This window comes from Acidiphilium sp. PM (genome assembly GCF_000219295.1).
Classification (GTDB): domain Bacteria; phylum Pseudomonadota; class Alphaproteobacteria; order Acetobacterales; family Acetobacteraceae; genus Acidiphilium; species Acidiphilium multivorum.
The window spans coordinates 1-22530 of record NZ_AFPR01000560.1 but is presented as its reverse complement, the minus strand read 5'-3'; the positions used below and the strand labels follow the sequence as shown (position 1 = coordinate 22530).

The following is a 22530-nucleotide window of genomic DNA, read 5'->3' as shown; positions in this document are numbered from 1 at the left end:
AGGGGAGCGAGGTTGTTCGGCTCCCACCTTCGCGGTGAGGTCTTGTCAACCGAGGCCGTCGGGCTTCGGGGCGGCGAGACGAAGAACGCGCGGCGCAAGGATCGGAAGGACGAACAGCGTCAGGATCGTTGCGGTTGCGAGGCCGCCGAGGATGACGATGGCCATCGGCCCCTCAATGGCGTCGCCGGGGGAGCCGGTAGCGAGTGCGAGCGGAAGCAGGCCGAGGGCGGTCACACAGGCGGTGATCAGGATCGCCGGAAGCCGGTCGGCCGCGGCCTGTCGCGCGACATCTGCTGACCATGGTTTGCCGCTGCCCTCCATGAGTCGGCGCATGTGGATCAGGAGCAGCAGGCCGTTGCGCAACGTGAGGCCGAACAGCGTTGCTAGACCGACCATGGCGCCAAGTTCGAGATGGCCACCAAGGAAGGCCCAGGTCGCCGTGATGCCACCGGAGAAGGCAACCGGCATAATCGCCATCATGAGCACAACGGCCCGCGCCTCGCGCAGGGCGAGCGCGATCAGGATCAGGATGCCGGCAAGCGCGATGGCGGCGTGGATGGCAAGCTCGCGCCGCGCGGTACCGCCGGCGACTGCCGTGCCGCCGTAGCGGACGTAAACCCCCGTGCCCAGCCGAAGCCTGGCAAGCCGCTGGCGCAGGCTGCGGATCACCGGGACAGCATGGCCATGCGCGACCTGGACGGTGACGACCTGAACGCGGCGGCCGTCGTTATGCAGGATCTGCGCCGGAACCCGTGTCTGGCGAATTGTCGCGATACGGTCGAGGGGCACGATCATGCCGCCTGCCGCCGCGACCGGGAGGTCGCCGATTGCAGCCGGTTGATGGCGGAGTTCTGCGGGCAGCGTGACAACGATCGGCTCAACGAGAGTACCGCGATAGACATGGCCGACGGTGGCGCCTGAATAAGCGATCTTCATCGCCTCGAGCGCCGCGCCGGGGGTAATGCCGTATCGCAGCATCGCCGCGCGGTTCAGGTCGATCGCGAGGGCGGGCACCTGCTGGACTGCCGCCATGCTTGCTGCGCGCACGCCAGGCACCCCGTGTGACGCCGCCACGATCCGCGCCGCTGCGATGTCGATCGCATCGAGGGAGGGGCCAAATACCGAAACGGATACCGGGGCGGTGACGCCGGAAAGGCTTTCATCGACACGCTCGCTAAGAAATGTGCGCGACCACCAGGACAGGCCGTCGATATGGTCGACCGACGCCAGGATCTGCCGCGTCGATCGTTCGACGTGGCGGTTGCCGGTCTCGCTGAGCGTGATGTCGATCTCGGCCTTGTTCACCCCGGCATGGCCGTTGCTCATCGAAGCGCGGCCGATATGCATCACGACATCCCCGACCGAGGGGAGGTTCTCGAGCGTGTGGATCGCGAGCCTGCCAATGGCGAGCATCGCGTCGATCGACGTGCCAGGTGCGGCGAGATAATGGACGATGACGTCGTTTTCTCGAAAGCGCGGCAGGAATCGAATTTGCAGCAGCGGGACACTGATACCGGCCAGCAGGATCAGGGCGAGCGCGGCGGCGATGAAGGCACGTCCGTGATGTTCCAGCCTGCCGAGAGCGCGGCGATAAGCCGGGCGCAGCAGTGCGATCGGCGGCGTGTGGTCCGCCGCCGCGGTGGGCCGAACCAGGAGCAGCGCGGCGAGGGCCGGAGTAAGGACCAGCGCGACGACGAGTGACGCGCCGATCGCAGCAATGTAGGCAATCCCGAGGGGGGCGAAGAGCCGGCCTGCGACACCGCCGAGTGCGATCACCGGGGTGAAGGCGATGGCGACGGCGGCGCTGGCGAAAATGATAGCACTGCGCACTTCCAACGATGCCCTGAAGATGACGCGGAGCGGTGGTTCCGGGCTGCCGGCGATGCGGTTCTCGCGCAGGCGGCGGGTGATGTTTTCGACATCGACGACCGCATCATCGACGAGTTCGCCGAGTGCGATCGCAAGCCCCGCGAGCGCCATCGTGTTCAGCGTGATCCCGAGGGCCGTGATGATCGCAGTGGCGGCAAGCAGCGAGACCGGGATAGCCACAAAAGAGATGACTGAGGCCCGCCAGTCGCGCAGCGCGATGAGCAGGACAAGCAGGATGAGCGCCGCGCCGATCAGCAGCACATGGCCGAGATCGGCCAGTGCGACATGAATGAACGTAGCCGGCGTGAAGGCTCTGGGATCAATCTCGATCCCTTGCGCCTCAAGGCCCGGCGTCAGCCGCGCGACCGTTCGGGCTGCCTGGTCGGCCACCGCAAGCGTGTTCGCGCCATAGAGCGAGGAGACGATCATCAGCAGGCCGGGGTGACCGTGGATCAGCGCCGCGCCGTAGCGGGGCGGCGCCGATAACCGGACGCTTGCCACATCGCCGAGGCTGATTGGCGCGCCGTCGCTTGTGCCGAGCCAGGTCTTCGCGAGGACGGCAGCAGTGCGTGCCTGACCGTGAGGGGCGAGCACCAACCGCTGGTTGCCGTTGTCGATGAAGCCGGCGCCGAGCACGGCGCTGCCGTGCCTTGCGGCACGCGCCACATCCTGCATGGTGAAGCCGGTGGCGATGAGCGATCGGGGCTGGACCTCGACATCCAGCTGTGGCGGGCGTGCGCCGAAGATCACGACATTCGCAACGCCGGGCACCGCTTGCAGGGCGGGCCGTAGTCCGGCTTCGGCGATAGCGGTCAGACGTTCGAGGGACATGCCGCGCCGGGCGTAGAGCCCAATTTCGAGGGCGGTGCCAGTGGAGGACTGCATCGGCGCAAGGCGGGGCAGGATCCCGGCCGGGAGCACCCCGCCAAGCTCGCTCAGACGCCCGGCGACGCGCTGCCTGTCTTGATAGGGATCGGTGCCGCCGTGAAAGACGAGATGGATGACAGACAGGCCCGATTCCGAGGACGAGCGCATCTTCGCGAGCCCGGGCAGGCCGGTGAGGGTGCGTTCGAGGCGATCGGTGACCACCTGCTCGGTCTGCAGCGCACTGAAGCCAGGCGCCGCTGTCTGGATCACGACTGTTGGGGCAGTGAATGTGGGGAAGACATCGTAGCGGGCGGTGGGCAGGCGGGCGAGTTGTAGGGCCGCGAAGCCCGCGACCAGAAGCACGACGACGAGGCGGTAGCGCAGGGCGGCACGGACGATCGGAGACAGCATGTGATTGTCTCAGTCGTTGTTCGCGGCGGATGCGCCACCGCCGGCCAGCGCCGAGTTCAGCAATCCAACGCCCGACGTCACGATCGCCGGGTGGGCAGGCAGGTCTGCGTCGGGCACGAAGAAACCCGAGATCGTGCCCGAATGCCGCAGCTTGTAGGCCCTGGTCACACGGTACATCGCGAAATGGCTGGCGCCTATCCGGACGAAGACGAAGGGGCCATTGTCGTGCCAGATCAGCGCGGCCGCGGGCACGGCGTAGCCGGTGACAACGCCTGGAGCACGGAGCGTGATGGCGAGCGTTACGCCGATGGGCAGTGTGGGGCCAGTGTAGAAAAAGGTCTGCCCCAGCAAGCCTTTCGGGATCCGGCCGGCAGATCCGACAGGGCGCAGCATGACGCGAGATCCATCCGGCGCTCTGGCGGATGCGGCCGGCGGGGATACAAGTGTGGCACCTGCCTGCACAACCGAGACAAGCGAACCTCCGCCGTTGATTGTCCTGAACGAGGGGCCATTATCGGCGATTGCCGTTCCGAGGGCGGCGCCATAGCGCATTTTCGCCTGGGCCAGCAATTCCTCGACACGCGCTTGCGCAATGGCGGTTTTAGCCTGGATCTGCTGCAGGCTGGCCTTGGAGACGTTACCTCCAGAGCGATAAAGCTTCTGGGCGCGGGCGAGATTTGCATCGTCCAGCGTCAGCTTTGCGTGTGCCGAGACGATCCGGTGCCGCAAGGTGATAATCGGGGAAGGATCGATCACCAGGCCGTAAGCCGCGGAGCTGGGATGTTTAGTCTCAAGGCGCAGGACGCTCGTCTTGATGAGGCCGCTGCTCATCGTGGCCGCATTGATCGTCACGCTGCGCAGGGCCGCGGCATGCGCGACAGCTGCGGCGCAAACAAGTGACAGGCTTGCCGCGATGGCCTGCAGATGCCGCTTCATCAGTGGCTCTCCCGGAAAATGGGGTGATGGAGCGCGTCGGCCACGGCTGCGAGGGCGCGTAATCGCTGAGCATCCGTGGTCAGCTCCTGTTCGCGGACCAAAGTTGCCTGCTGTTCGGCCTCGACCATGCGCAGCTGGCCGGTCGCACCGGCGCGGTAAGCTTCAATAGCCTGGCGTTCGCGCTCGCGGGCGGTTGCGAGAAGAAGCCGTGCCGCGCGCGCAACGCTCACGCTGCCTTGCAGAGCGGCCTTGGCCGCGTCGATCTCGTGGAGAACGCGCACCTGCGCCCGATCGAACAGGGCCGCCGCAAGCTGGCGCCTTGCACGCGCCTCGGCGATCGGGCCCTGATTCTGGTTGAGAATTGGCAGCGGCAGCGAGAGGGCGAGTATGAACTTGCTGGCGCCCTGATCGTAGTGATACCCGGGGCCAATACGAAAGCCTGGAAACTGCTGGTCGATCGCTTTGCGGAGAGAAGCGTCGGCCGCGCGATAATTCTTGTAGGCCGCGACGACTGATGGACTGGTTACCAGCGCCGTGCGCGTAAGAGCGGCGAGATTGGCCGGCGGCAACGGATGCTCAAAGGCGGTGAATGAAAGGTGCTTACCTCGAAGCGCCGCCGCCGGCATTCCGATCGCAGCGGCCAAGTGGGCCCGGTCCATTCCGATCTGGACCCGCGCTTCAGCGGTGCCAAAGCTTGTCTTGTTCGCCGCCTCGGTTGTGCTGGCGAGCACGGTATCAGCAAGCATTCCAGAGGTAACGCGCTGTGCTACGAGGCGGGACGCTGTCGCGGCATAGCTGGCGACGCGCGCCTTGATCCTGGCGATCCGTTCATCGAGCCAGAGTGTGAGCAGCGCGTTGCGGACGTTGCTGCGTTCCCGCCATGCCGCGGCAGCGATGAGTATTCGCGCGGCTTGCTGGCGATCCCGCGCGGCGGCGATGCCAGCTTCGCGAGCGCCGAGATTGGAGACGAGAAAACTGATGACCGGCCCGATCTTGATTGGCGACGGGAAGGCTTGAGTCGCGTTGAAGCTGGGCGCGAGGGAAAGCGTGGGGTTCGGGATCTGCTGGGCCGTCGTCACTGCCGCCTTCGCGGCGTCATAGGCGGCGACGCTGATTCGCAGATCTGGCCGCTCATAGACGGCAACGAGCGTCAGAGCCCGCAATCCCCAGTGTCCGCGCGGATGCACGCCCATAGCCGCGAGGAATTGGCCAAGCGCCGGCTCGTCGAGACGGCGGCCGAGCAGTGCCGTGGCCGAAGTACCGGGATGCAACGGCGCCGGCTGATACCGCGCACAGCCGGCAAGCAGTGTCGCAAGCGCAAGAGCACCGACGCGGTTGGGTCTGAAACGGAGGTGTCGGGACGTTTTCTTCATGGCTTCAAGCGGAAATGAGTTCGCGCTTTAGCCGGCGAGAATGACGTTTCCACCACGCCAGAATGACGATTTCGTCAGTTTGGGCTCACCGTTTCGGGATTAACGCGCGGTCGCTGCCACCAGTAGCGATACGGTGGTGCCCTGACCCTGCGTGCTTTCAATGGAAACCCGGCCTCCGTGCAGGTCCATAATCGCGCGAACCACGGCGAGGCCGAGCCCGAGATTGCCGCCGACATGCGAACGCGCGGGATCGGCGCGATAGAACCGGTCGAACACATGCGGCAGATGCTCGGGTGCGATCCCCTGCCCGGTATCCTTTATGCGGATGGAGAGCTGTTCCAGCACCTCCGCAACCTCGATGGTGATCTGCCCGCCGGTGCCGGTATGGGCGATTGCATTGGCCACCAGATTGCCGAGCGCCTGCTGGAGGAGAATGCGGTCGAACCTGATCGGTAGTCCCGGGCGGACGCGGGCGGTCAGCGACAGCCCCGCCTCCGCCGCCATCGGCTGGTAGAATTCGAGAACCGTTGCGATCTCGGTGGCAAGATCAAGAGCTTCAACGGCGGGTGGAGCCCCGACCATCTCGGCGCGGGCAAGGAACAGGAGGCTCTGGATGACCCGGCTGATGCGAGTGCATTCCTCGAGTGCGGAGCCGAGGACTTCCCGATAAGTATCGTCAGAGCGGGGCCTCGATAACGCAACTTCCAGCTCGCCGCGCAGATTGCTGATCGGCGTGCGCAGCTCGTGCGCGAGGTCAGCCGAGAATTGGGAGAGCTGGAGGAAGGATTGCTCAAGCCGGTCCAGCATCATGTTGAACGTGTTGGCGAGCGCGGCGAGTTCGGCGGGAAGCCCTGCGACGTCGAGACGTTCATGGAGGGTCGAAAGGCGGATATTTTCGGCCGTTTCGGCAATGCGCTCGATCGGGCGCATGCCCGAACGGGCGATGAGATATCCGAGCACGGCGCAGAGGATGATCGACACCGCAAGAACCAGGGTAAGGGTTTCGCGGTAACGGAGCAGGAGGGCCTGCGAGCCGGGGCTGGCGATGGCGATCTGCAGCATGAAGCCGTTCGGCAGGGGCTGGGTGAGAACACGAAACGCCATCCCGCCGCTATCAAGCGTGGCAACGTTCGGCAAGCCGACCGATGGTGGCAGAGGCAGATGATTGCCATTTGACTGGATTGTGATCCGACCGTGCGGGCCGATGACGCGGAACTGGATCTCGCGGGTGTTGCCCGCTCGCTCAAGCGCCGATGCAATGGCCAGCGATGCGGACGGATCGGCAGCGCCGCCCAGCGGGCGGGCGATCCGTGCGAGCACGTGCAGCGTGCGGTCTTCCTGCCTGGCGATGCGCGCGCCGAACGACCAGGTCAGGAGACTAGTGGCCAGCAGGACGAGCAGGAACGCCGTCCCTGCATACCACGCGGTCATCCGCAGGGACATCGATCCGCCAGCGCTCGGCGCTTCAGGATCAGCCGCCACGGTCTTCGAGCACGTAACCCACACCACGAACGGTGTGGATCAGGCGGCGGGAGAACGGGTCGTCCAGCTTGGCGCGGAGGCGGTACATGTGGACGTCGACGACGTTCGTGCCAGAATCGAAATTGATGTCCCAGACCTGTTCGGCAATGACCGTTCGCGAGATGACATCGCCCGCGCGGCGGGCCAACAACGAAAGCAGGCGGAACTCCTTCGGCGTCAGATCGAGCGCCTGACCCGCTCGCGTTGCCCGGTGTCCCGAGAGGTCAATCTCGAGATCGGCGATCTGGATCAGCGCCGGTTGCCGCGCGTGCCCTCGCCGCAGGATGGTGCGCACACGGGCAAGCAGCTCGGAAAACGCGAAGGGCTTGACGAGGTAATCGTCGGCCCCGGCCTCCAGCCCGGCGACGCGATCTGTCACCTGGTCCCGCGCGGTGAGTAGAAGCACGGCGGTATGGCTGTCGCGCCGCCGGATTTCGGCGAGGATTTCGAAGCCGTTGCGCCGTGGCAGCATGATGTCGAGGATAATGGCATCGTAGCCGCCGTGGCGGGCGAATTGGAGCCCCGTCTCTCCATCAGTAGCCACATCCGCCGTGAAGCCGTTCTCTTCGAGACCCTTTCGGAGATAGGCTGCGGTCTTCGCCTCGTCCTCGACGATAAGAACCCTCATTGCGCACCGTCCCCCCGGTGCTGCGGCAGGCATCCCTCCGCATCCACGGCACGATCACCGGCGAGAAGGACGGTAACGCCATCGGCGGCACGCGTCACCAGCCGCGCGGAGGGCAATACGGCCGCGAGTCGAGGCAGGACGGCAGAAGCGGAACCTTCAGAGACAGGGATTGTCAGGGTTGAGACCATCCTTCGCAGCCTCTGCATCTCGATCTCCCCCATCCTGAGCGTCCGTACCGATCCTGTCGGCATGGTTACAGATACACTCGTCTTCCAGAGGCGCAGCACCAGCCGTTTATCGGCGGCAAGGCCGTGTCCGACGAAAACCATTATCAGGTCTGCGCGTCGGCCGTCATCCCAGCGCGGCAGCGCCGGGATCTCGGCTGGGCTTGCGTGCGGGGCTAGAAATTCAAGAGCATTGCGAAATGTCCAGGGCGCGGACGAGCGCCAGCCGAGCTGGGCGAGAGCGTGCCGAAGCCCGTCGGCCGGGCCAATCCACTGGATCGTCAGTGAGCCGGAAAAACTGCCGAGCATGCCGAGGCTGCGTGTTGGCAGGTTTTGCCAGCCGTGTTGAAGCCAGTCAGGGCACGTCATCGTCGTGCTCATGCGCCCCACGTCATGGCGCGCCAGATCGGCATTGCGATTTAGGGTGACCGCCGCCGTACCGGCGATGGCGAGCGTAGCCGCCGTAATGGCGACGAGTCGCCAGGGTGCCACGGGTTCGACCGGACGCGCAACATAGGCGAGGCCGAGACCGGCCGCCCACGCGAACCCGAAGCCCAGCGCAGCCAGTTCGGATGAAAACCAGTCCAGCCCGAGATAGACCCGACTGCCGAGCTGCAGTGCAGCGAAAAGGACCGTCGCCGTGATCAGCCCAATACGTGGGCGCGCGCCGAGCCGTCGGCCGGCGATGACGGTCAGGATGCCATAAACCGCGCATGAGGTTGCAAGATCGCCGCCGGGAAACGGAATAAGGCTCCAGCCGGGCGCAATCGGCGACGGTGGCGCGCGATGCAGGGCAAGATCGAGCCCCGCGGTGAACAGGGAGGCACCGATCACAGCGGCAATACCATAGGCCGCACCACGCCACGCACTCTGCCGGTCGAGCCAGACGAGCACGACCGCTGCGACAGCAAGCGTGACCGCACCGCTTCCAAGCCGGGAGAACGCCATCGCCGCTTCCATCGGAATGCCGCTTCGATAGGGCTCAAGGAAATGCAGGATCGCGTGATCGGCATAAACCAGCGGGTCTCCGGCGATCAGATCCTGCAGAACGCCGAGCAAAAGCCAGAGGCTGCCCGCAAGAGCCCCGGCGAGGGTGATCAGGCCGGACAGTTCCGCCCGTGCCGGATCGAGGATGGAAGCCACATTACTGCGGATCCTGCCTTTGCCGGCGTGGGCCCAGGCAAGCGCTGGCCCGCGCTTGCTTTCCAACCAGCTAATCACAAAGCGGAGAAGCCGTGGAACCAGCCAGAGCAGGAGCACGAGGCTGACGATCGAGCCGATCAGCAGGGCCTCGAGCCTGCCTGCCATGACGCCCAGAATGGCCAACGAGGCGCCAACGAGAACCCCGGCGCCGACATGCGCGGGGGCCCAGATGACCGCTGAAACGACGTCGAGCACATAAAAGCGGAGCGAACGCATCCCGCTGACTCCGGCCACAATGGGCACAACAGCCCGCACGCCTGGCGTGAACCGTGCGATGATGACGGCGGACCCTCCATGGCGCTCGAAGAATGCCTTGCCTCGCGGCAGCAGATCCGGATGCAGGCTCAGTGGCCAGAGCCCAGTCGCCTGGTTCCGGAACCGGGAGCCAAACCAGAAGGGCAGCCCGTCGCCCAGGATGGCGCCTCCCGTGGACCAGGCCACCAGAGGCCAGAAATGCAGGGCACCCGTCGGCACGAGAGCGCCCAATCCGACAATAATGGCGGTTCCAGGCACCAGCGCGCCGATGACGGGAAACGCTTCCGCCGCGGTCAGCACGAAGGCTAGACCATACGCTAGTAGCGCGTGCGTCCGGGCTGCATGAACGATCGTGTCAGAGAGGTGACCCAACAAATCTCGACGGCTCCGTTTTTGTGGTCATCGCCCGCCCCATGAACTACTCCAAATTTTGCCTGGCGGGGACTAGTCGCGGCGAGATCGGGCGCGGGTGCAGTCGAACCCAATCGCCCCGCTTTGCGGCGTTCATTACTGGCGAGCCAATACATTGGGACGCTTCATGATCCAGAGCGTTGGCGGACCGGCGATCTCCGGCCCCACCGGTGCGGTGGGAGACGCTTCCGCAGCAGCTTGACCGCGAGCCAGGCCAGCAGCACACCGGCGAGGACGACCAGCCCCGCTTCGCCGGAGACGCTGGCCAGACGGTCTCCGAGCACCACCATCAACAGGGTCATGGGGAGGATTCCAAGGCCGGTCGTCCAGGTGAAGGTCCACCACGAGATACGCGCGAGGCCGACCGCGTAGTTGATAAGATTGAACGCAACGATTGGGATCAGGCGGAGGATGAGGAGCGGCATCGCGCCTCGCGTTTCCGCCCAGTCATCGAGCGTGTGCCGATACCGTGCAGAAACGAATGTCACGACGAGCGGGCGGCCGAAGAGGCGCGCGAGGCCGAAGGCGGCCCAGGCCCCGAACATCGCGCCGGTCCAGGTGATCACGGTTCCCCAGACGGGCCCGAAGATCATGCCGTTTGCAACCGCGATCACCTCGGCTGGCAGCGGCAGGAAGGAATGCGCGATCATCAGGGCGATCGCGGCGATCGCGCCCCATGCGCCCCAGGAACGGACGATGCGGACGATAGCATCCGGCGAGGCGGTCAGCCCATGGAAGGACAAGCCGGCGGCGAACGCGGCGATGCCGACCACGGCGAACAGCCCGAGTGCGCCGAAGGCCAGAGTGATCCTCACTCGCGCCGGATTGGGTTTGTTGCCTTGCACCATAACTGTAGCGTTCGCCGGCTTCAGGCCGGAGACGCCCAGTATCCTCTTTGATTGTCGCTGTCCGGCATAGGGCGTCTGGGCGCAGGATCGAAGGCTTCCTGCATGCGGGGGGAGGCGGTGGGTGGTTCAGATATGGTCATGGTGATGATCCTGGCCTTCGGATAGCGCCACCATCATGCGCAACATGTCCGGTGCACCGGACATGTTGCGCAAGGAGTGATGATACCGCCAGGAACAGGATGTTGAAGATCGTCGTGTAATTCAAGGAAATATGCGCAAGTGCGACGGTCGCGTTGCGGATGTGGGGCACGGCGCCGAAGCCAGCAATGATTGCGTCGATCAGATAACCCCGGTTCACCATCGTCAGGTAGAAGAGATGCGCTGGTGAGATCATCGAGGATCGGACAATCTCGCTGATGATCGCTCGTGCAAAAATCTGCAAGGTGTTCGATCGCTCTGTCCATAGAAACGAGTTCGGCAATCTTGCGGCGCATGGATTCCGGATGAGCCAGAGCAATCCGCTTGACATCCGCGCTCGGCCGGTTGGTGTCACCCCAGAGTGCGAGAAGCTGACAGATTGTCGCGATCAGGTAGCCGAGCGCGCGCCCCCGCCTGATGAACCTCAGTCGGTGGACATCATCAGAATCATAGGTGAGGTAGTCGTTCACCCTTCCCGATCGCAAGGATGAATTCGTTATTCCGGTAGTCAACCCGGCTGGCCTCGGTATGTTCGAGGACTTCGATCCCCTCGGCGCGGAAGGCAGCGGCAATGGTCTCGCCGATCAGTGAATCGTCATGGAAAAGCAGCGTGTGACGCGCCAGGATCGTTACCTGGCTGCCCAGCCGGGCGAAGGCTTGCGCGAATTCGACCGCAACGACCGGCCGGCGGCGTCCATGCGCACCATGCTGCAAGAGTTCTTGCCAAGATCGATGCCGAGAATCACGATATCCATCGGCCTGCTCCTCTCTCCAAACCAGCGGCGATACTACCCGATCGCCACGAGAGGGGTGAGCCAGCCATCCCATAATCACAGCGTCCGAGTCGCGGAAGCACTATCGTGAGTCACTCCCCACAGGATTTGGTGTCGATCGTCCCGCTAGTGCTCGATCGCCAGCATGGCGATACCCAGCTCTGGGTAAAAGAGGTCTGGATTGGCAAGGGCAAGGCGGCCCAGCGCTACATCGTCCCGGTCAATGAGGGTGCCGAGGCGGAAAAGGACAGGGAAGACCGGCAGGCGATCATCGACGGGCTGCAGGCCGAGCTGAAAGAAGGGCGGCGGAGTGAGATGGGAGTTTTCGCCAGGAAACGGCCCGCCTGTTGATTTCCGCTTCGGATTGACCCTTTGTCTCCACCGGATTGTGGCCCTGACGTATGCCTGTCCCGGCGTCAGCAGGAAGGCGTCTGCGCCTTCCTGGCGTCCTCATGCTCGAAGGCTGACGCCATGCGCTCGATCTCGCGTGCTGATATGCCCAGCTTCGCGGCATCACCGCGCCATTTGGCGACGGCAAGCGCCACCTGCTGGGCGATGGCCTTTGCGTCTACCGGTTTCAGGCCGTAGTAGTTGGCCATCTCCAGCGCCAACTCGATGGAAGCCGTAGGATCATCCATGTCGATTGCTGTGGAGAGGACTCGCGGGCGAATGTCCACGGGGACGGGATTGAGGTCGTAGGCAGGCGATAGTCGCCAACCTTTGTGGCTACCGTACAGGAAACCGTGGTTCCGCAGGTGGTCGTCGGTATTTGATATGAGGACGCTGAAGACGATCCGTCGCCAGAGTTGGGCCAGATCGTCCTTCGTCGCGGCCCCGAACTGCCGCAGCGCGTCGGCAATCTCCAGATAGGAATGTTGTTCGTTGTCGTTCGCGCCCAACATGCTCATGGCGGACAGAAACGGGACGCGCAGCCCCCCTTTGCGGTCGAAGCGGCGGATGAGAATGACAGGCTTCTCGCCTATCGTCTCGATGCGCCATTCGGGCACACCAATCCCAGCTTTCTCTGCCAAAGACAGGGCAACCCCCTCCCAAAGGACGACGTTGATGTCGTCCTGCTTGTGCGGGAACTTGGCCAGTGCCAGATGGCCGTCATGGTCGCGCACAGACGCCTTGGGGCGCGCTCCGCCTAAGGAAGAACCGGGAACGATCAAGACGCGCAGGTCTTCGTCGTCCTCTTCCTCGTTCGAAACCCGCTCGACGGCGGACAGCAGACGGGGCAACTCTATCAAGGGCGGAATCCGCATGCTGTCTTCCGGCGCAAGGAAAGGACCATCCGGCTCGGCCCTGAACCGCAAGGCCCCCTGACGCGCCACGTCGTCCACCAGGAGCAAAAAGTCAGCCTCAAACAGCGTGCGCGGTGCCTGCCTCTCCCGCTCGGCGCGGCGGCGTTCAGCCCGGCGCATGAGCACACGGCCCCAACGGTCGGGTGCGGAATCACCAATCGCGCCAAATAGCGCCTTTTCGGGCGGAGTGTGGAACGGCCCCGGCGCAAGCGTCAAGGCTGGCTCCAGCGCAAAGCGTTCCGGGTGCGCAAGCCACGCCGGGTCGTACTCAAACGACGCGCTTTCCCGCCCCTTGCGCACGCGCGACCACAGGCGGCCGACGAGAATGGGTTCACCGTGCAGGTCTATGTAGACAAAAATCTCGCGGTCCATCAGCCGGTTCCCTTGGGCTTGTTCGGGCTGCGGATGCGCTGCGGCAGCAGGTCGTCCTCCAGGCTGAGGCCAATGGTGTCGTGCTTGGGGTCAGCCAGTTCAGCCAGGCGCTCGGTCATGCCGAGGACGAAGAGCACAGTGGCGTAGATGCCAAAGCTGACGCTGGGATCGCCCTTCTCGACCTTGGTGAGCGTCACGCGGCTGATGAGCGAGCGCTCCGCCATGGTCGTCGTCGGAATTCTCCGACGGCGACGCGCATCACGGATGTCCGCACCCAGCTTCCTGAGGGCACGGCGCACCGGGATTGGCAATGTGGCTTCGGGTTTGGCGCTCATATTGCTCACTAACTTTTACACTATCTGATTTAGTGTAAGATGTAGTGAACATTATTTCAAGATGGACGAGCCTGGTCAAACCCGCATGAGTGTCCCAAGCCGAAGGGGTTCTTGCGGGTGTCCAACTTATCTGGTCGCGCTGACCGCCATGCGGCGTCTCGCATCCCCGCGAGGCGCAGCTACTCTATGATGTAGCCCAAGGCGCGATAGCCGGCGCGGCGTTTCACGGCCATCCGAGCGAGAACCGGCACAGCATGATCGACATAGTCCACGACAAGGACGTCCCGCTTTCCAGCATGCTGGCGATGGAGACGGCCGACATATTGCGCTAATGTCCCCTTCCAGGCGATCGGCATCGTCAAGAACAACGTGTCGAGGCGGGCGTCGTCGAAGCCTTCGCCGATGTAACGGCCGGTCGCGAGGATCAGGCGCTCCTGATCGTCCGGGACCCGCATTGCGGCTTCGGCCATTTTGCGATCGCCCGCAGACATGCCGCCGCGCAGCACGACGAGGTTCTTCACGAACGGCGAGAACCGCTGCCGAAGCCGATCAAGATGATCTTTCCGCTCCGTCAGAACGACAGGCGAGCGCTTCGCCTCGAGCGACTTCAGCACGTCGCCGAAGATGAGATCGTTCCGCGAGCCGTCCTGAGCCAATGCCGCGTAGATCGCAGGGATCGACGGACGCTCGACTGACGCCAGGGACGGCGGCAGCTCGAATGTCGTCGAGCGATCGCGCACCCGGTGGCGGATGCCGCCTTCGGCGGCTTGAACTCTAGCATCGACCCGATGACGGACGGGGCCGCATTGCATGAAGATGATCGGGTGGTGGCCGTCCTTGCGGGCCACAGTCGCGGACAAGCCCACCACATACCGCGCCTTCGATCGCCGAGCGACAAGCTCGAAGCTTGCCGCCGACAGGTGATGGCATTCATCGACGATCAGATGGCCATAATCGGCAACTGTGTCCGCAACTTCCCCGTTGCGGACCAGGCTCTGGATGAGCGCAACGTCGATGATGCCGGTCGGCTTCCGTTTTCCGCCACCGATTACGCCGATCTGATTGCGGCCTATATTCAAGAAAGTCCGCAGACGCTCCACCCATTGCTTCAGCAGTTCGCGCCGGTGGACGAGGATCAGCGTGTTCCGGCTGCGATGGGCGATGAGCGCCGCCGCGACAACAGTCTTGCCAAAGGCGGTCGTTGCCGCAAGCACCCCGGCGTCGTGGGCGACGAGGGCCTCGAAGGCCCTCGACTGCGGCCGCTGCAACTCGCCCTGGAAGACGACGCCCGCGGGAAGTGGCGTGCCGCTCTCGCGGCGGTCCTCCAACTCGGTGACGGCCCCGTGGCTCTTGGCGAGATCGATCACCTCCTCGAGACAGCCGCGGGGCAAAGCGACATGTCTCGGATAAAGCTCGGCACAGGAGACGATCCGCGGCTTGCCGAATGTCGGCAGCCGCATGGCCTGCGCACGATAGAATTCCGGGTTCTGGAACGCCGCCAGTCGAATGAACTGCGTGATCAGGGCCGGCGGAAGCTCCGTCCGGTCGATGTAAACCTGATCGCCGACCACGATCCTGACGGTTTTCGGTATCGCAGCCTCGATGCGCCGCGGCTCGCTGCGCCGCGCCGGCGACATCTTCCATGGCTCTTCCGCATATTTGTCTTCGACCGGCATGCGAACACCCAGGACACGACCCGACGATTCCGCCTCGTCCGCGATCCGGAAGACGGTGGCTGCCGGCACTCTAGGCAGGGATGACAGGTACGCCCACTGGTCGTCGTAAGGCTGTAGATCCTTGTCGACAAACACGCTGTTGCCGCATTCGCGAGCCTTTCTTTGCAGCGGCAACGCGATCAAATTGCCAAAGCCACCGATGGGCATCGTGTCCTGGTTGGGAAAGAACCGATCGTAGGAGGAGAAACCGATCTCGGGGCGGCTTTCCATCGTCTCCGTTATCAACGCCGAGCCCAACTGCCTGGCGGCCCTTGCCGGCACAGGCTCGGAGAAGAAGATCCAAACATGGCCACCATTCCCCGACCGCGACCGTTCCAAAGCGGCGGCAATTCCTTTCGCGTGGCAGGTGTCCTGCAATGCCCTGGCATCGTCCGCCCAGCTTTCCTTGTCGAAGTCTGCGGCCAGGAACCAGCAGGTTTCGTCCTGCAGCAATGGATACACCCCGGCGACAAAGCCGCTGGTGGAGGTGCCACCGCCGCGCAGGTGTCTTTCGATCACGTCCTCGGAGGGTGCGATGAAGGCCTGATGTGGGCACTCTCCGCACTTCACCGCCGGCTTGCCGCAAATCCCCTTTGCCCACTCATTCGAGCAGGCCGGCGAATATCCTGAACGCCCGGTCTTTCTATTGTCCCATCGAACCGGAAAGACATCGGGGCGCCCGGCAAACAACCGCCGGAACAAATCGACCTTCTCGAGCGACGACGAGTGGTTGGTGACCGCGGCATCACCAGGGAACGGCTGCTCGGCCGGTCGGCGATCAGACGCCCGCCTCTTTTCCAGCGTCTCCAACTCGGCCTTGAGCCTCGTGCGCTCGGCATCGAGATCGGTCAACCGACGCCGAACGCGCGCGATGTCCGCCGAGAGGTCGTTCTCGTCCGCCAAAGTCGTTGCTCTCACCCATAGACCAAGAGACAACATAGACCAAAGGGAGCACGACCTTAAGGCGGGCGACGCGTGGCTCGGCGGATCGACGGGCAGCATTAGGCGCAGCAGCATGGAATGCCGGCGTTCAGCGGCCGACACTCCGCATTATCCGGCGCTTCGCATAATCCGCCCGGCCTACGAAGATGCAGTAACTCGGCGTATTGTCGCTCGCCCGGTTGACCTCCAGTCCATCGTATCTCCGTTCGTCTTCGCAAACGAACTGAACGTATGGCCCGCCCCGTCCGCAAGGGGTGAATTTCATCTGGCTCTAATCAGTCTGCTTCAACGTATCCGGTCTCGGGCTTCGAACCCGGCCAAGATGGAGATCCGCGCGGCCTGATCCTTATAATCACACCGGCCTCGGAGGCCGTTCAATGGGTCAGGGTTTCAAGCCGCCATTCGACTGTCAGGCCATCTTCCTTTCACCTCACGCAGACATCGACTGCCCTTTCGCGCCCAACTGCGAGCGCTGTTCGGGCGATTCCGTCATGCTGCCGCAGCCGCCGCTTCGAATTGGGCGCCGTAATCGCAACCGTGCGCCAAAACAGCCCATGCGATCCGAGCCAGCTTCGCGGCCAGCGCGACTACGCCCACGTTCTTATGCGCTCGGTCGAGCAATCCCCGCGCCCAGCGGCCCAACGGCGTATCGCGTTCGACAAGATAAGGCAGCGCCGCTCGCCATCTGTCCCTCCTCTCAATCGAGGGGGTCATGTGTGGAACGGCCCGGGATTCAAGATCGACGGTGCGAGAATTTGGCGGCGGCACGAATGCGGTCATGTGTCCGGCTTTTTGGCGCGGCCTCATGACCGCCAGCCCAGATGGGTTCCGCGAATGGCATCCAAACAAATCTGCGGCATCGACCTGCCGTTGACCCCCGCTGGATTGCCGCCATTCGTCGGTTCGACCAATCACCATCTTCTTCTGTCGCTCTTGCCTCCCTGGCACCGGCCGCGGTCAGGCTGCTGCCGGCTGCCGCCGGTATGCCTCGCCGCGCGCCATCATCGCCCAGATGATCCGGGCGATCTTGTTGGCCAGAGCGATCACCGCGATCTTGCGCGGCCGGCGCTCCTGCAATTGCAACAGCCAGGTATTTGCTGATTTGCTGCCCGGCTTGGCGTATCGAAACACCCCCATCGCGCCGACGACCAGTAACTAACGCAACCGCTCATTGCCCGCATTGCTGATCCGGCCAAGGCGATGTTTTCCACCTGTCGAATGTTCTCGTGGCGTCAGTCCCAGCCACGCAGCGAAGTGGCGGCCACTCTCGAAATTTGCCGGGTTTACCGCAGACAGGGCCATGGTAATCGAGGTAATTGGCCCGACTGCCGCGCGACAATCAGCGTGAGAATCGTATTGCCTCACGAGAATATGTTCCCGGACGGTGATGGCGTATTCTCACCCCAGATTGTCGCGCTACACCGACACCGGGGATTGCGCCTGTTCCTGCCGGAGAGCTGGACAAGCGATCCAATCCGCATGAGCAAGGCGCGAGTGCCGCCGGATCGCCAGGGATTTCGTAGGAAGACGGAGATCGCGATTGACAGATCGACCGGATCAGGGTGGGCGGCGCGCGGTTCGGCTGTGTGCTCGCTGACACCGGCTATGGCCTGAGTGCGCCGTTTCGCCAGGCGCTGAGTGCCCGCAATTTGCGGTGGGCCGTGGGGATTCCGTTCAAGCAGAAGGTCTATCCGGCTGACGTGGCGCTGATCTTCCCGACCGCGGGCCGCGGCCGGCCACGCCAGCGGCATATCCCGGCGTGGTTCAGTTCTGTGGCGTTGCTTGGCTTGGGGTTGTGAATGGATTTTCCGGGTGACGCTTTCAAAGACGGGGCACGACGATGCTCGGCTGCGATAATGCCTCGATCAACGGGCATTCCGCTGGCCCGTCGGCTTCGCACTGCTGGATCAGGGTGCCGAGCGTGGCTTCGACCGCCCGCAAGTCGGAGATCTTGCGTCGTACGTCCTGGCGATGACGGACAGCGGCCTGCTTAACATCCTCGCAGGGCCGCTCTTTCTCCTCCGCGAGGTCGAGCAGTCCGCGCACCTCGTCAAGAGAGAAGCCGAGTTCCCGTGCCCGGCAGATGAAGGCGAGGCGTGCGATTTCGGCGGGGCCGTAAACCCGACGGCCACTCCCGGTGCGTCGCGGCTGACGTAGAACTCCGATTTTTTCATAGAAGCGGATCGTGTCGATGCCACAGCCGATTTGCCGCGCAACCTTGCCGATCGGCTCCAACGGACCATCCAGCCTAGCAGCCGAGGCACGAATTTGGCGGTCATTCACATTACCCACGACATGCCCTTGATTCTGGAGTTACTCCAGAACCTATCTAGACCATCGTGAGATAAATTTGGAGGGGTCATGCGTTTCCGACCAGGTGATATTTTCCGCGCCCCGCGCAGCCATGGGTGGGCCGGCGATGATCCTGCCGGTGGCCAAAAGTGTCCTGGGGCAGTCTTGGTATCGGAATGCTGCGGATATTCGCGCTATGGCTCGCACCAGGGCTGCAGAAGGAGTTCGGGCCATGGCTGCATGTTGTAATCGTTCGGATACCGGCGTCCGGGTCAACTGGCGGCGCCTATTGACCAGTCGCGTGACGATCATCGGTGGCCTTACTCTCGCCGTGGCTGGTGGTCTTGCCGCCGGAGGCTGGAGTTGGCTGGTGGCGGCCGGCGTTGCGCCTATCATCCTGACGATCCTGCCCTGCGCGGTCACATGCGCCCTTGGACTCTGCGCGCTGGGTCTGTGCGCCGATCGGAGTCAGATGTTGCGCCAGCCAGTAACACCGCCATCCAGACACGGTGCGGCCATAACCCGCAAGGATGACCCAATGCCGTCACCTGCCGCTGCGGTGGTCGTCAGACACCAGGATCAGCAGTCATTGGAAGCACACAATATCAATTGCACCGGAACCATCGGAGACCTGGCATGACCTCTCTTACTCTGAGCGTGACGGGCATGACCTGCGAGCACTGCGCTCGCATAGCCGAGAAAGCCCTCAACAGCCTTCCGGACGTCCGGGCGGATGTCAACTACGATCGCCGGACCGCGCGGATCGACGGCGCCGATGGTCTTGACCTCGCGGCGCTGCGAGCTGCGCTTGCGCCGCATGGCTATGGGATGGAGACGCTGAACGACGACACCACGCGCGGCACGACGGCCCCGCACGGCGGTGGGCTGCATATCGCCATCATCGGCAGTGGCGGCGCTGCCTTTGCGGCCGCCATCCGGGCGGTTGATGCCGGCGCCCGGGTGACCATGATCGAGCGAGGCGAGGTCATCGGCGGCACCTGCGTCAATGCTGGATGCGTGTCCTCAAAAATCACTCTCCGGGCCGCCGAAATCCGGCATGAGCGTGGGCACCATCCGTTCGACGGTATCGCCCGCAGCGAAGAACCGGTGGACCGGCGGGTGTTGCTTGCCCAGTTGCGCGGGCGGGTGGACGCGCTGCGTGGTGCGAAATACCAGAAGATCATCGATGACAATCCGGGGATCACGCTGCTGCGTGGCGAAGCACGCTTCGCGGATGCGCGCACGCTCACGATCACTGAGCACACTGGAAAGGTAACGCGGCAGACTCCGGATCGCATCCTCATCGCGACTGGTGCCGCGCCGATGATCCCGCCGGTCCCGGGGCTCGCGGAGACCCCGTACTGGACCTCGACTGAATCCCTGTTTGCTGACGAGCTTCCCACCAGCATCGCGGTGATCGGATCGTCCTTCGTGGCTCTCGAACTGGCCCAGGCATATCGCCGTCTCGGCGTCGACGTGACCGTGCTCGCCCGCAGCACCCTGCTCACGCGCGACGATCCCGAACTTGGCGCGGCGCTACAGGAGGCGTTTGAAGCCGAGGGCATCCGTGTTCTCAACGAGACCCGGGTTCAGAACGTCGCCTATGAGGCTGGTCGTTTCATAGTGGCGTTTGGCACCGGGCGCATCGAAGCCGAGCGGCTACTGGTGGCTACCGGACGCTGGCCCACGACTGGAGGACTTGGCCTTGAGCAGGCCGGTGTCACTACCGATCGCAACGGCGCCATCGTGGTCGACGACCATCTGCGGACATCAGCCGCGAATATCTACGCGGCAGGCGATTGCAGCACGATGCCGCAGCTCGTCTATGTCGCCGCGGCGGCCGGAACGCGGGCTGCGATCAACATGACGGGCGGCGACGCCAGCCTCGACCTCTCGGTGGTCCCCGCGGTGATCTTCACCGACCCTTCGGTCGCGACGGTCGGACTGGACGAGGGGCAGGCGAGAACGGCAGGCATCGAAGCTATCGTGCGGCGCCTCGATCTGGAAAACGTGCCCAGAGCACTCGCGAATTTCGACACGCGAGGCTTCGTGAAGCTCGTTGCCGAAGCCGGCACCAACCGGCTGATCGGCGCACAGATCCTCGCTCACAATGCTGGAGAAATGATCCAGACTGCGGCACTCGCCATCCGTCATCGGATGACGGTGCAGGAGCTGGGCGACACGCTGTTCCCCTATCTGGTGATGAGCGAGGGGATCAAGCTTGCGGCACAGACCTTTACCAAGGACGTGAAGCAACTCTCCTGCTGCGCCGGGTGAACGCGATGCAACAGTCAGGCACGGCAGAACGAGGATGGATTCATGACCACGAAAGGAGAATGCGCATGACAAAAACCAACAACCTCTTTCACTCTCGGTTCCTGCGGCTCGGGAAACCGCTATTGGCTGCACTGGCGTTCACCGGCCTTGCTTCAGCGACCGCATTTGCCGGCCCCACAGGCAAGATGGGGCCAACCAGCGCGCCGGCGCCGCAGGACATGACTGCGCCCAACGCGCCGTTCATCGTTGACGGAAAGAGCGTCGAGTTGAAAACCTATATGGGCCATCCGCTCGTGGTCTGGCAGGTCACCACCTGGTGTCCAAGCTGCAAGGCCGGGCTCAGGACCTTCGCACAGCATCAGGCGGAGATCGACAAGTCTGACATGACGATCCTCGTGCTGCGCGACGACAAGAATGGCGGCTATTCTGGCCCGAGCATGCACCAGTTTGTCGAGCAGGCGGCACCGAAGCTGCTGAACGACCCGCATTTCGTGATCGGAGACGACACGAAGGCGTTGTTCGACCTCTACAATCCGCACAAATTTGTCGATGTCTACCAGGTGATCGCGCCGGACGGGCACGTCGCCGTGGTTTCCTCGACGCCCTCCGCCACCTTCGGCAAGATCGCAAGCTTCATCAAGCCAAAGACCGGATCATGATTGCCGCCTTTTATCAGCGCGTGGAGATGGTGCCGCGCGCCTTGCAATTCGCCCTGGGCTCCCGCCGGGCCGTGATCGGGACGATGGTCCTGTTTGTCGCGGCGCTCGGGTTCTATGCGATGCTGCTGCCCGCCACCAGCACGGGCGGTGTCGTCGGATTGGTCTCGCTTCGCTTCCTGACACCAGGCCAGTTTGTTCTGGCGCTGATCATGGCCGTTCTTCTCGCGCTGACGGTGACGCTCGGCGTTTACGGCATCCGACAGGGGGCACGGGTGGGGCCGACTGGCACCGTGCTGGGCGCGGTGCTGGCAACCTTGCCTGCACTGCTCTGCTGTACCCCGATCCTGCCACTGGCGATTGCAACCATCGCCTCTGTACTACCGGCTGTCGGGCAGCTCGGTCTGCCGATCCAGGGCTTCATTGCCACCCATGAAGGTGCAATCTACGGGGTGGCGATCGCCCTCATGCTCTGGGGCCTCTATTCCAGCGCCCGGCGGGCGCTGTCCTGCGCCTGCTGAACTCACACCAAGATTCAGACGCATCCGATGTTTACTGTGCGTTCCCTCCGCATAAACTATATCAATTACGATTTTCTGGCAGGGTTTTTTCATATTTTTCAATATTAATTGCTAAATCATAAAAGAATTTATCTGGATCTCCTATGAAGGAATATCCTAAAGAGCTATAAGTCTTTATAACGTAATTGTTAATGGATAGCATGTCGAATTTTTTTCTAATCCTACAAATGATATTATCAACTGTTCTTTTTGATGTGTTTTTATATGAATCTCTTGTATGAAGAGACAGAGATTCCCTGCTAACGACTTTCCCCTTATTTTCTATGAGTTCGCTTAGTATTTTACCCTCACTTGGAGTAAAATATTTATAAAACTTTTCAAAAACAAAGATTTTATTATTATTATTATTATTGTTTTTGTTTATTGGATTGTTTTGAATATTATGGTTTTGGTGATCTGCAGAACTTCTATTTTTTTCAATTAGTTTCTCAATCCGTAGATTTAGATCTATTGCTCCTATTGCTGAGACGACACAGTCGTCTGCTCCTATCCTAAGTAAATCCACAACAAATAACTCATCATATGATCCTGATATAGCT

The 22530-nt window shown here is 63.0% G+C and carries 17 protein-coding genes and 5 pseudogenes; 5 read left to right on the top strand and 17 right to left on the bottom strand.

The genetic code is table 11. The features are described 5' to 3' along the window. Window positions 1–45: 45 nt before the first annotated feature. The 10 genes and pseudogenes from APM_RS18230 to APM_RS18190 form a co-directional block, all read right to left on the bottom strand. Complete coding sequence (locus APM_RS18230) at window positions 46–3147, bottom strand: efflux RND transporter permease subunit (RefSeq protein WP_007424870.1); 3102 nt, start codon at window positions 3145–3147, stop codon at window positions 46–48. 9 nt (window positions 3148–3156) lie between these two features. After that, entirely contained in the window at window positions 3157–4083 is a 927-nt protein-coding gene (locus APM_RS18225; protein ID WP_007424869.1) for a hypothetical protein, read from the bottom strand. After that, window positions 4083–5456: a TolC family protein gene (locus APM_RS18220; protein WP_039889233.1), complete on the bottom strand. Its 1374-nt coding sequence runs from the start codon at window positions 5454–5456 to the stop codon at window positions 4083–4085. The genes APM_RS18225 and APM_RS18220 overlap by 1 nt, the downstream gene beginning before the upstream one ends. A 99-nt stretch (window positions 5457–5555) precedes the next feature. Beyond that, window positions 5556–6899, bottom strand: coding sequence for a heavy metal sensor histidine kinase (locus APM_RS18215; RefSeq protein ID WP_007424867.1), 1344 nt, complete (start codon window positions 6897–6899; stop codon window positions 5556–5558). A 28-nt stretch (window positions 6900–6927) separates the two neighbouring features. Next, a complete protein-coding gene (locus APM_RS18210; protein ID WP_007424866.1) occupies window positions 6928–7605 on the bottom strand; it encodes a heavy metal response regulator transcription factor in 678 nt (225 codons plus the stop codon). After that, entirely contained in the window at window positions 7602–9587 is a 1986-nt protein-coding gene (locus APM_RS18205; RefSeq protein ID WP_007424865.1) for an LssY C-terminal domain-containing protein, read from the bottom strand. The genes APM_RS18210 and APM_RS18205 overlap by 4 nt, the downstream gene beginning before the upstream one ends. Window positions 9588–9823: 236 nt before the next feature. Beyond that, complete coding sequence (locus APM_RS18200; RefSeq protein ID WP_241763213.1) at window positions 9824–10471, bottom strand: TVP38/TMEM64 family protein; 648 nt, start codon at window positions 10469–10471, stop codon at window positions 9824–9826. 211 nt (window positions 10472–10682) lie between these two features. Then, the gene (locus APM_RS23195) at window positions 10683–11063 is read right to left on the bottom strand and encodes a hypothetical protein (RefSeq protein WP_371259416.1); all 381 of its coding nucleotides are present in this window, start codon (window positions 11061–11063) and stop codon (window positions 10683–10685) included. After that, window positions 11047–11214 (bottom strand): annotated as a pseudogene (locus APM_RS23190) (MerR family DNA-binding protein); the annotation flags it as partial. The gene APM_RS23195 and the pseudogene APM_RS23190, both read right to left, overlap by 17 nt. Beyond that, window positions 11210–11425 (bottom strand): annotated as a pseudogene (locus APM_RS18190) (NAD-binding protein); the annotation flags it as partial. The pseudogenes APM_RS23190 and APM_RS18190, both read right to left, overlap by 5 nt. A gap of 179 nt (window positions 11426–11604) precedes the next feature. Between APM_RS18190 and APM_RS18185 the strand changes: the two are divergent. Continuing rightward, a complete protein-coding gene (locus APM_RS18185) occupies window positions 11605–11868 on the top strand; it encodes a hypothetical protein (RefSeq protein WP_231844544.1) in 264 nt (87 codons plus the stop codon). 65 nt (window positions 11869–11933) lie between these two features. On the opposite strand, the gene APM_RS18180 is transcribed toward APM_RS18185, so the two are convergent. The 5 genes and pseudogenes from APM_RS18180 to APM_RS23185 all read right to left on the bottom strand — a co-directional run. Further along, window positions 11934–13193 (bottom strand): type II toxin-antitoxin system HipA family toxin, encoded by a 1260-nt coding sequence (locus APM_RS18180; protein ID WP_007424860.1) that lies wholly within the window; start codon window positions 13191–13193, stop codon window positions 11934–11936. Further along, entirely contained in the window at window positions 13193–13528 is a 336-nt protein-coding gene (locus APM_RS18175; RefSeq protein ID WP_013634877.1) for a hypothetical protein, read from the bottom strand. Before APM_RS18175 ends, APM_RS18180 begins: the two co-directional genes overlap by 1 nt. 179 nt (window positions 13529–13707) lie before the next feature. Then, the gene (locus tag APM_RS18170) at window positions 13708–16146 is read right to left on the bottom strand and encodes a TOTE conflict system archaeo-eukaryotic primase domain-containing protein (RefSeq protein WP_007424858.1); all 2439 of its coding nucleotides are present in this window, start codon (window positions 16144–16146) and stop codon (window positions 13708–13710) included. Between the two features lie 528 nt (window positions 16147–16674). Further along, window positions 16675–16866 (bottom strand): annotated as a pseudogene (locus tag APM_RS22825) (IS110 family transposase); the annotation flags it as partial. 276 nt (window positions 16867–17142) lie between these two features. Continuing rightward, window positions 17143–17511: pseudogene (locus APM_RS23185) on the bottom strand (transposase); the annotation flags it as partial. A gap of 108 nt (window positions 17512–17619) precedes the next feature. Between APM_RS23185 and APM_RS20885 the strand changes: the two are divergent. After that, window positions 17620–17942: pseudogene (locus APM_RS20885) on the top strand (transposase); the annotation flags it as partial. Between the two features lie 64 nt (window positions 17943–18006). On the opposite strand, the gene APM_RS18155 reads toward APM_RS20885, so the two are convergent. Then, entirely contained in the window at window positions 18007–18420 is a 414-nt protein-coding gene (locus tag APM_RS18155) for a helix-turn-helix domain-containing protein (protein WP_007424855.1), read from the bottom strand. A gap of 693 nt (window positions 18421–19113) precedes the next feature. On the opposite strand from APM_RS18155, the gene merA reads away from it, so the two are divergent. The 3 genes from merA to APM_RS18140 are packed head-to-tail and all read left to right on the top strand — an operon-like array spanning window position 19114 to window position 21931. Next, window positions 19114–20754 carry a mercury(II) reductase gene (merA, locus tag APM_RS18150; RefSeq protein WP_013634873.1) on the top strand — a complete coding sequence of 547 codons (1641 nt, stop codon included), beginning with the start codon at window positions 19114–19116 and terminating at the stop codon, window positions 20752–20754. 5 nt (window positions 20755–20759) lie between these two features. Then, a complete protein-coding gene (locus APM_RS18145; protein WP_241763212.1) occupies window positions 20760–21413 on the top strand; it encodes a peroxiredoxin in 654 nt (217 codons plus the stop codon). Next, the gene (locus APM_RS18140) at window positions 21410–21931 is read left to right on the top strand and encodes a hypothetical protein (protein WP_007424852.1); all 522 of its coding nucleotides are present in this window, start codon (window positions 21410–21412) and stop codon (window positions 21929–21931) included. Before APM_RS18145 ends, APM_RS18140 begins: the two co-directional genes overlap by 4 nt. 61 nt (window positions 21932–21992) lie before the next feature. On the opposite strand, the gene APM_RS20875 is transcribed toward APM_RS18140, so the two are convergent. After that, window positions 21993–22530, bottom strand: a 538-nt coding sequence (locus APM_RS20875; protein WP_083818717.1) for a winged helix-turn-helix domain-containing protein, incomplete at its 5' end; no start/stop codon positions are given.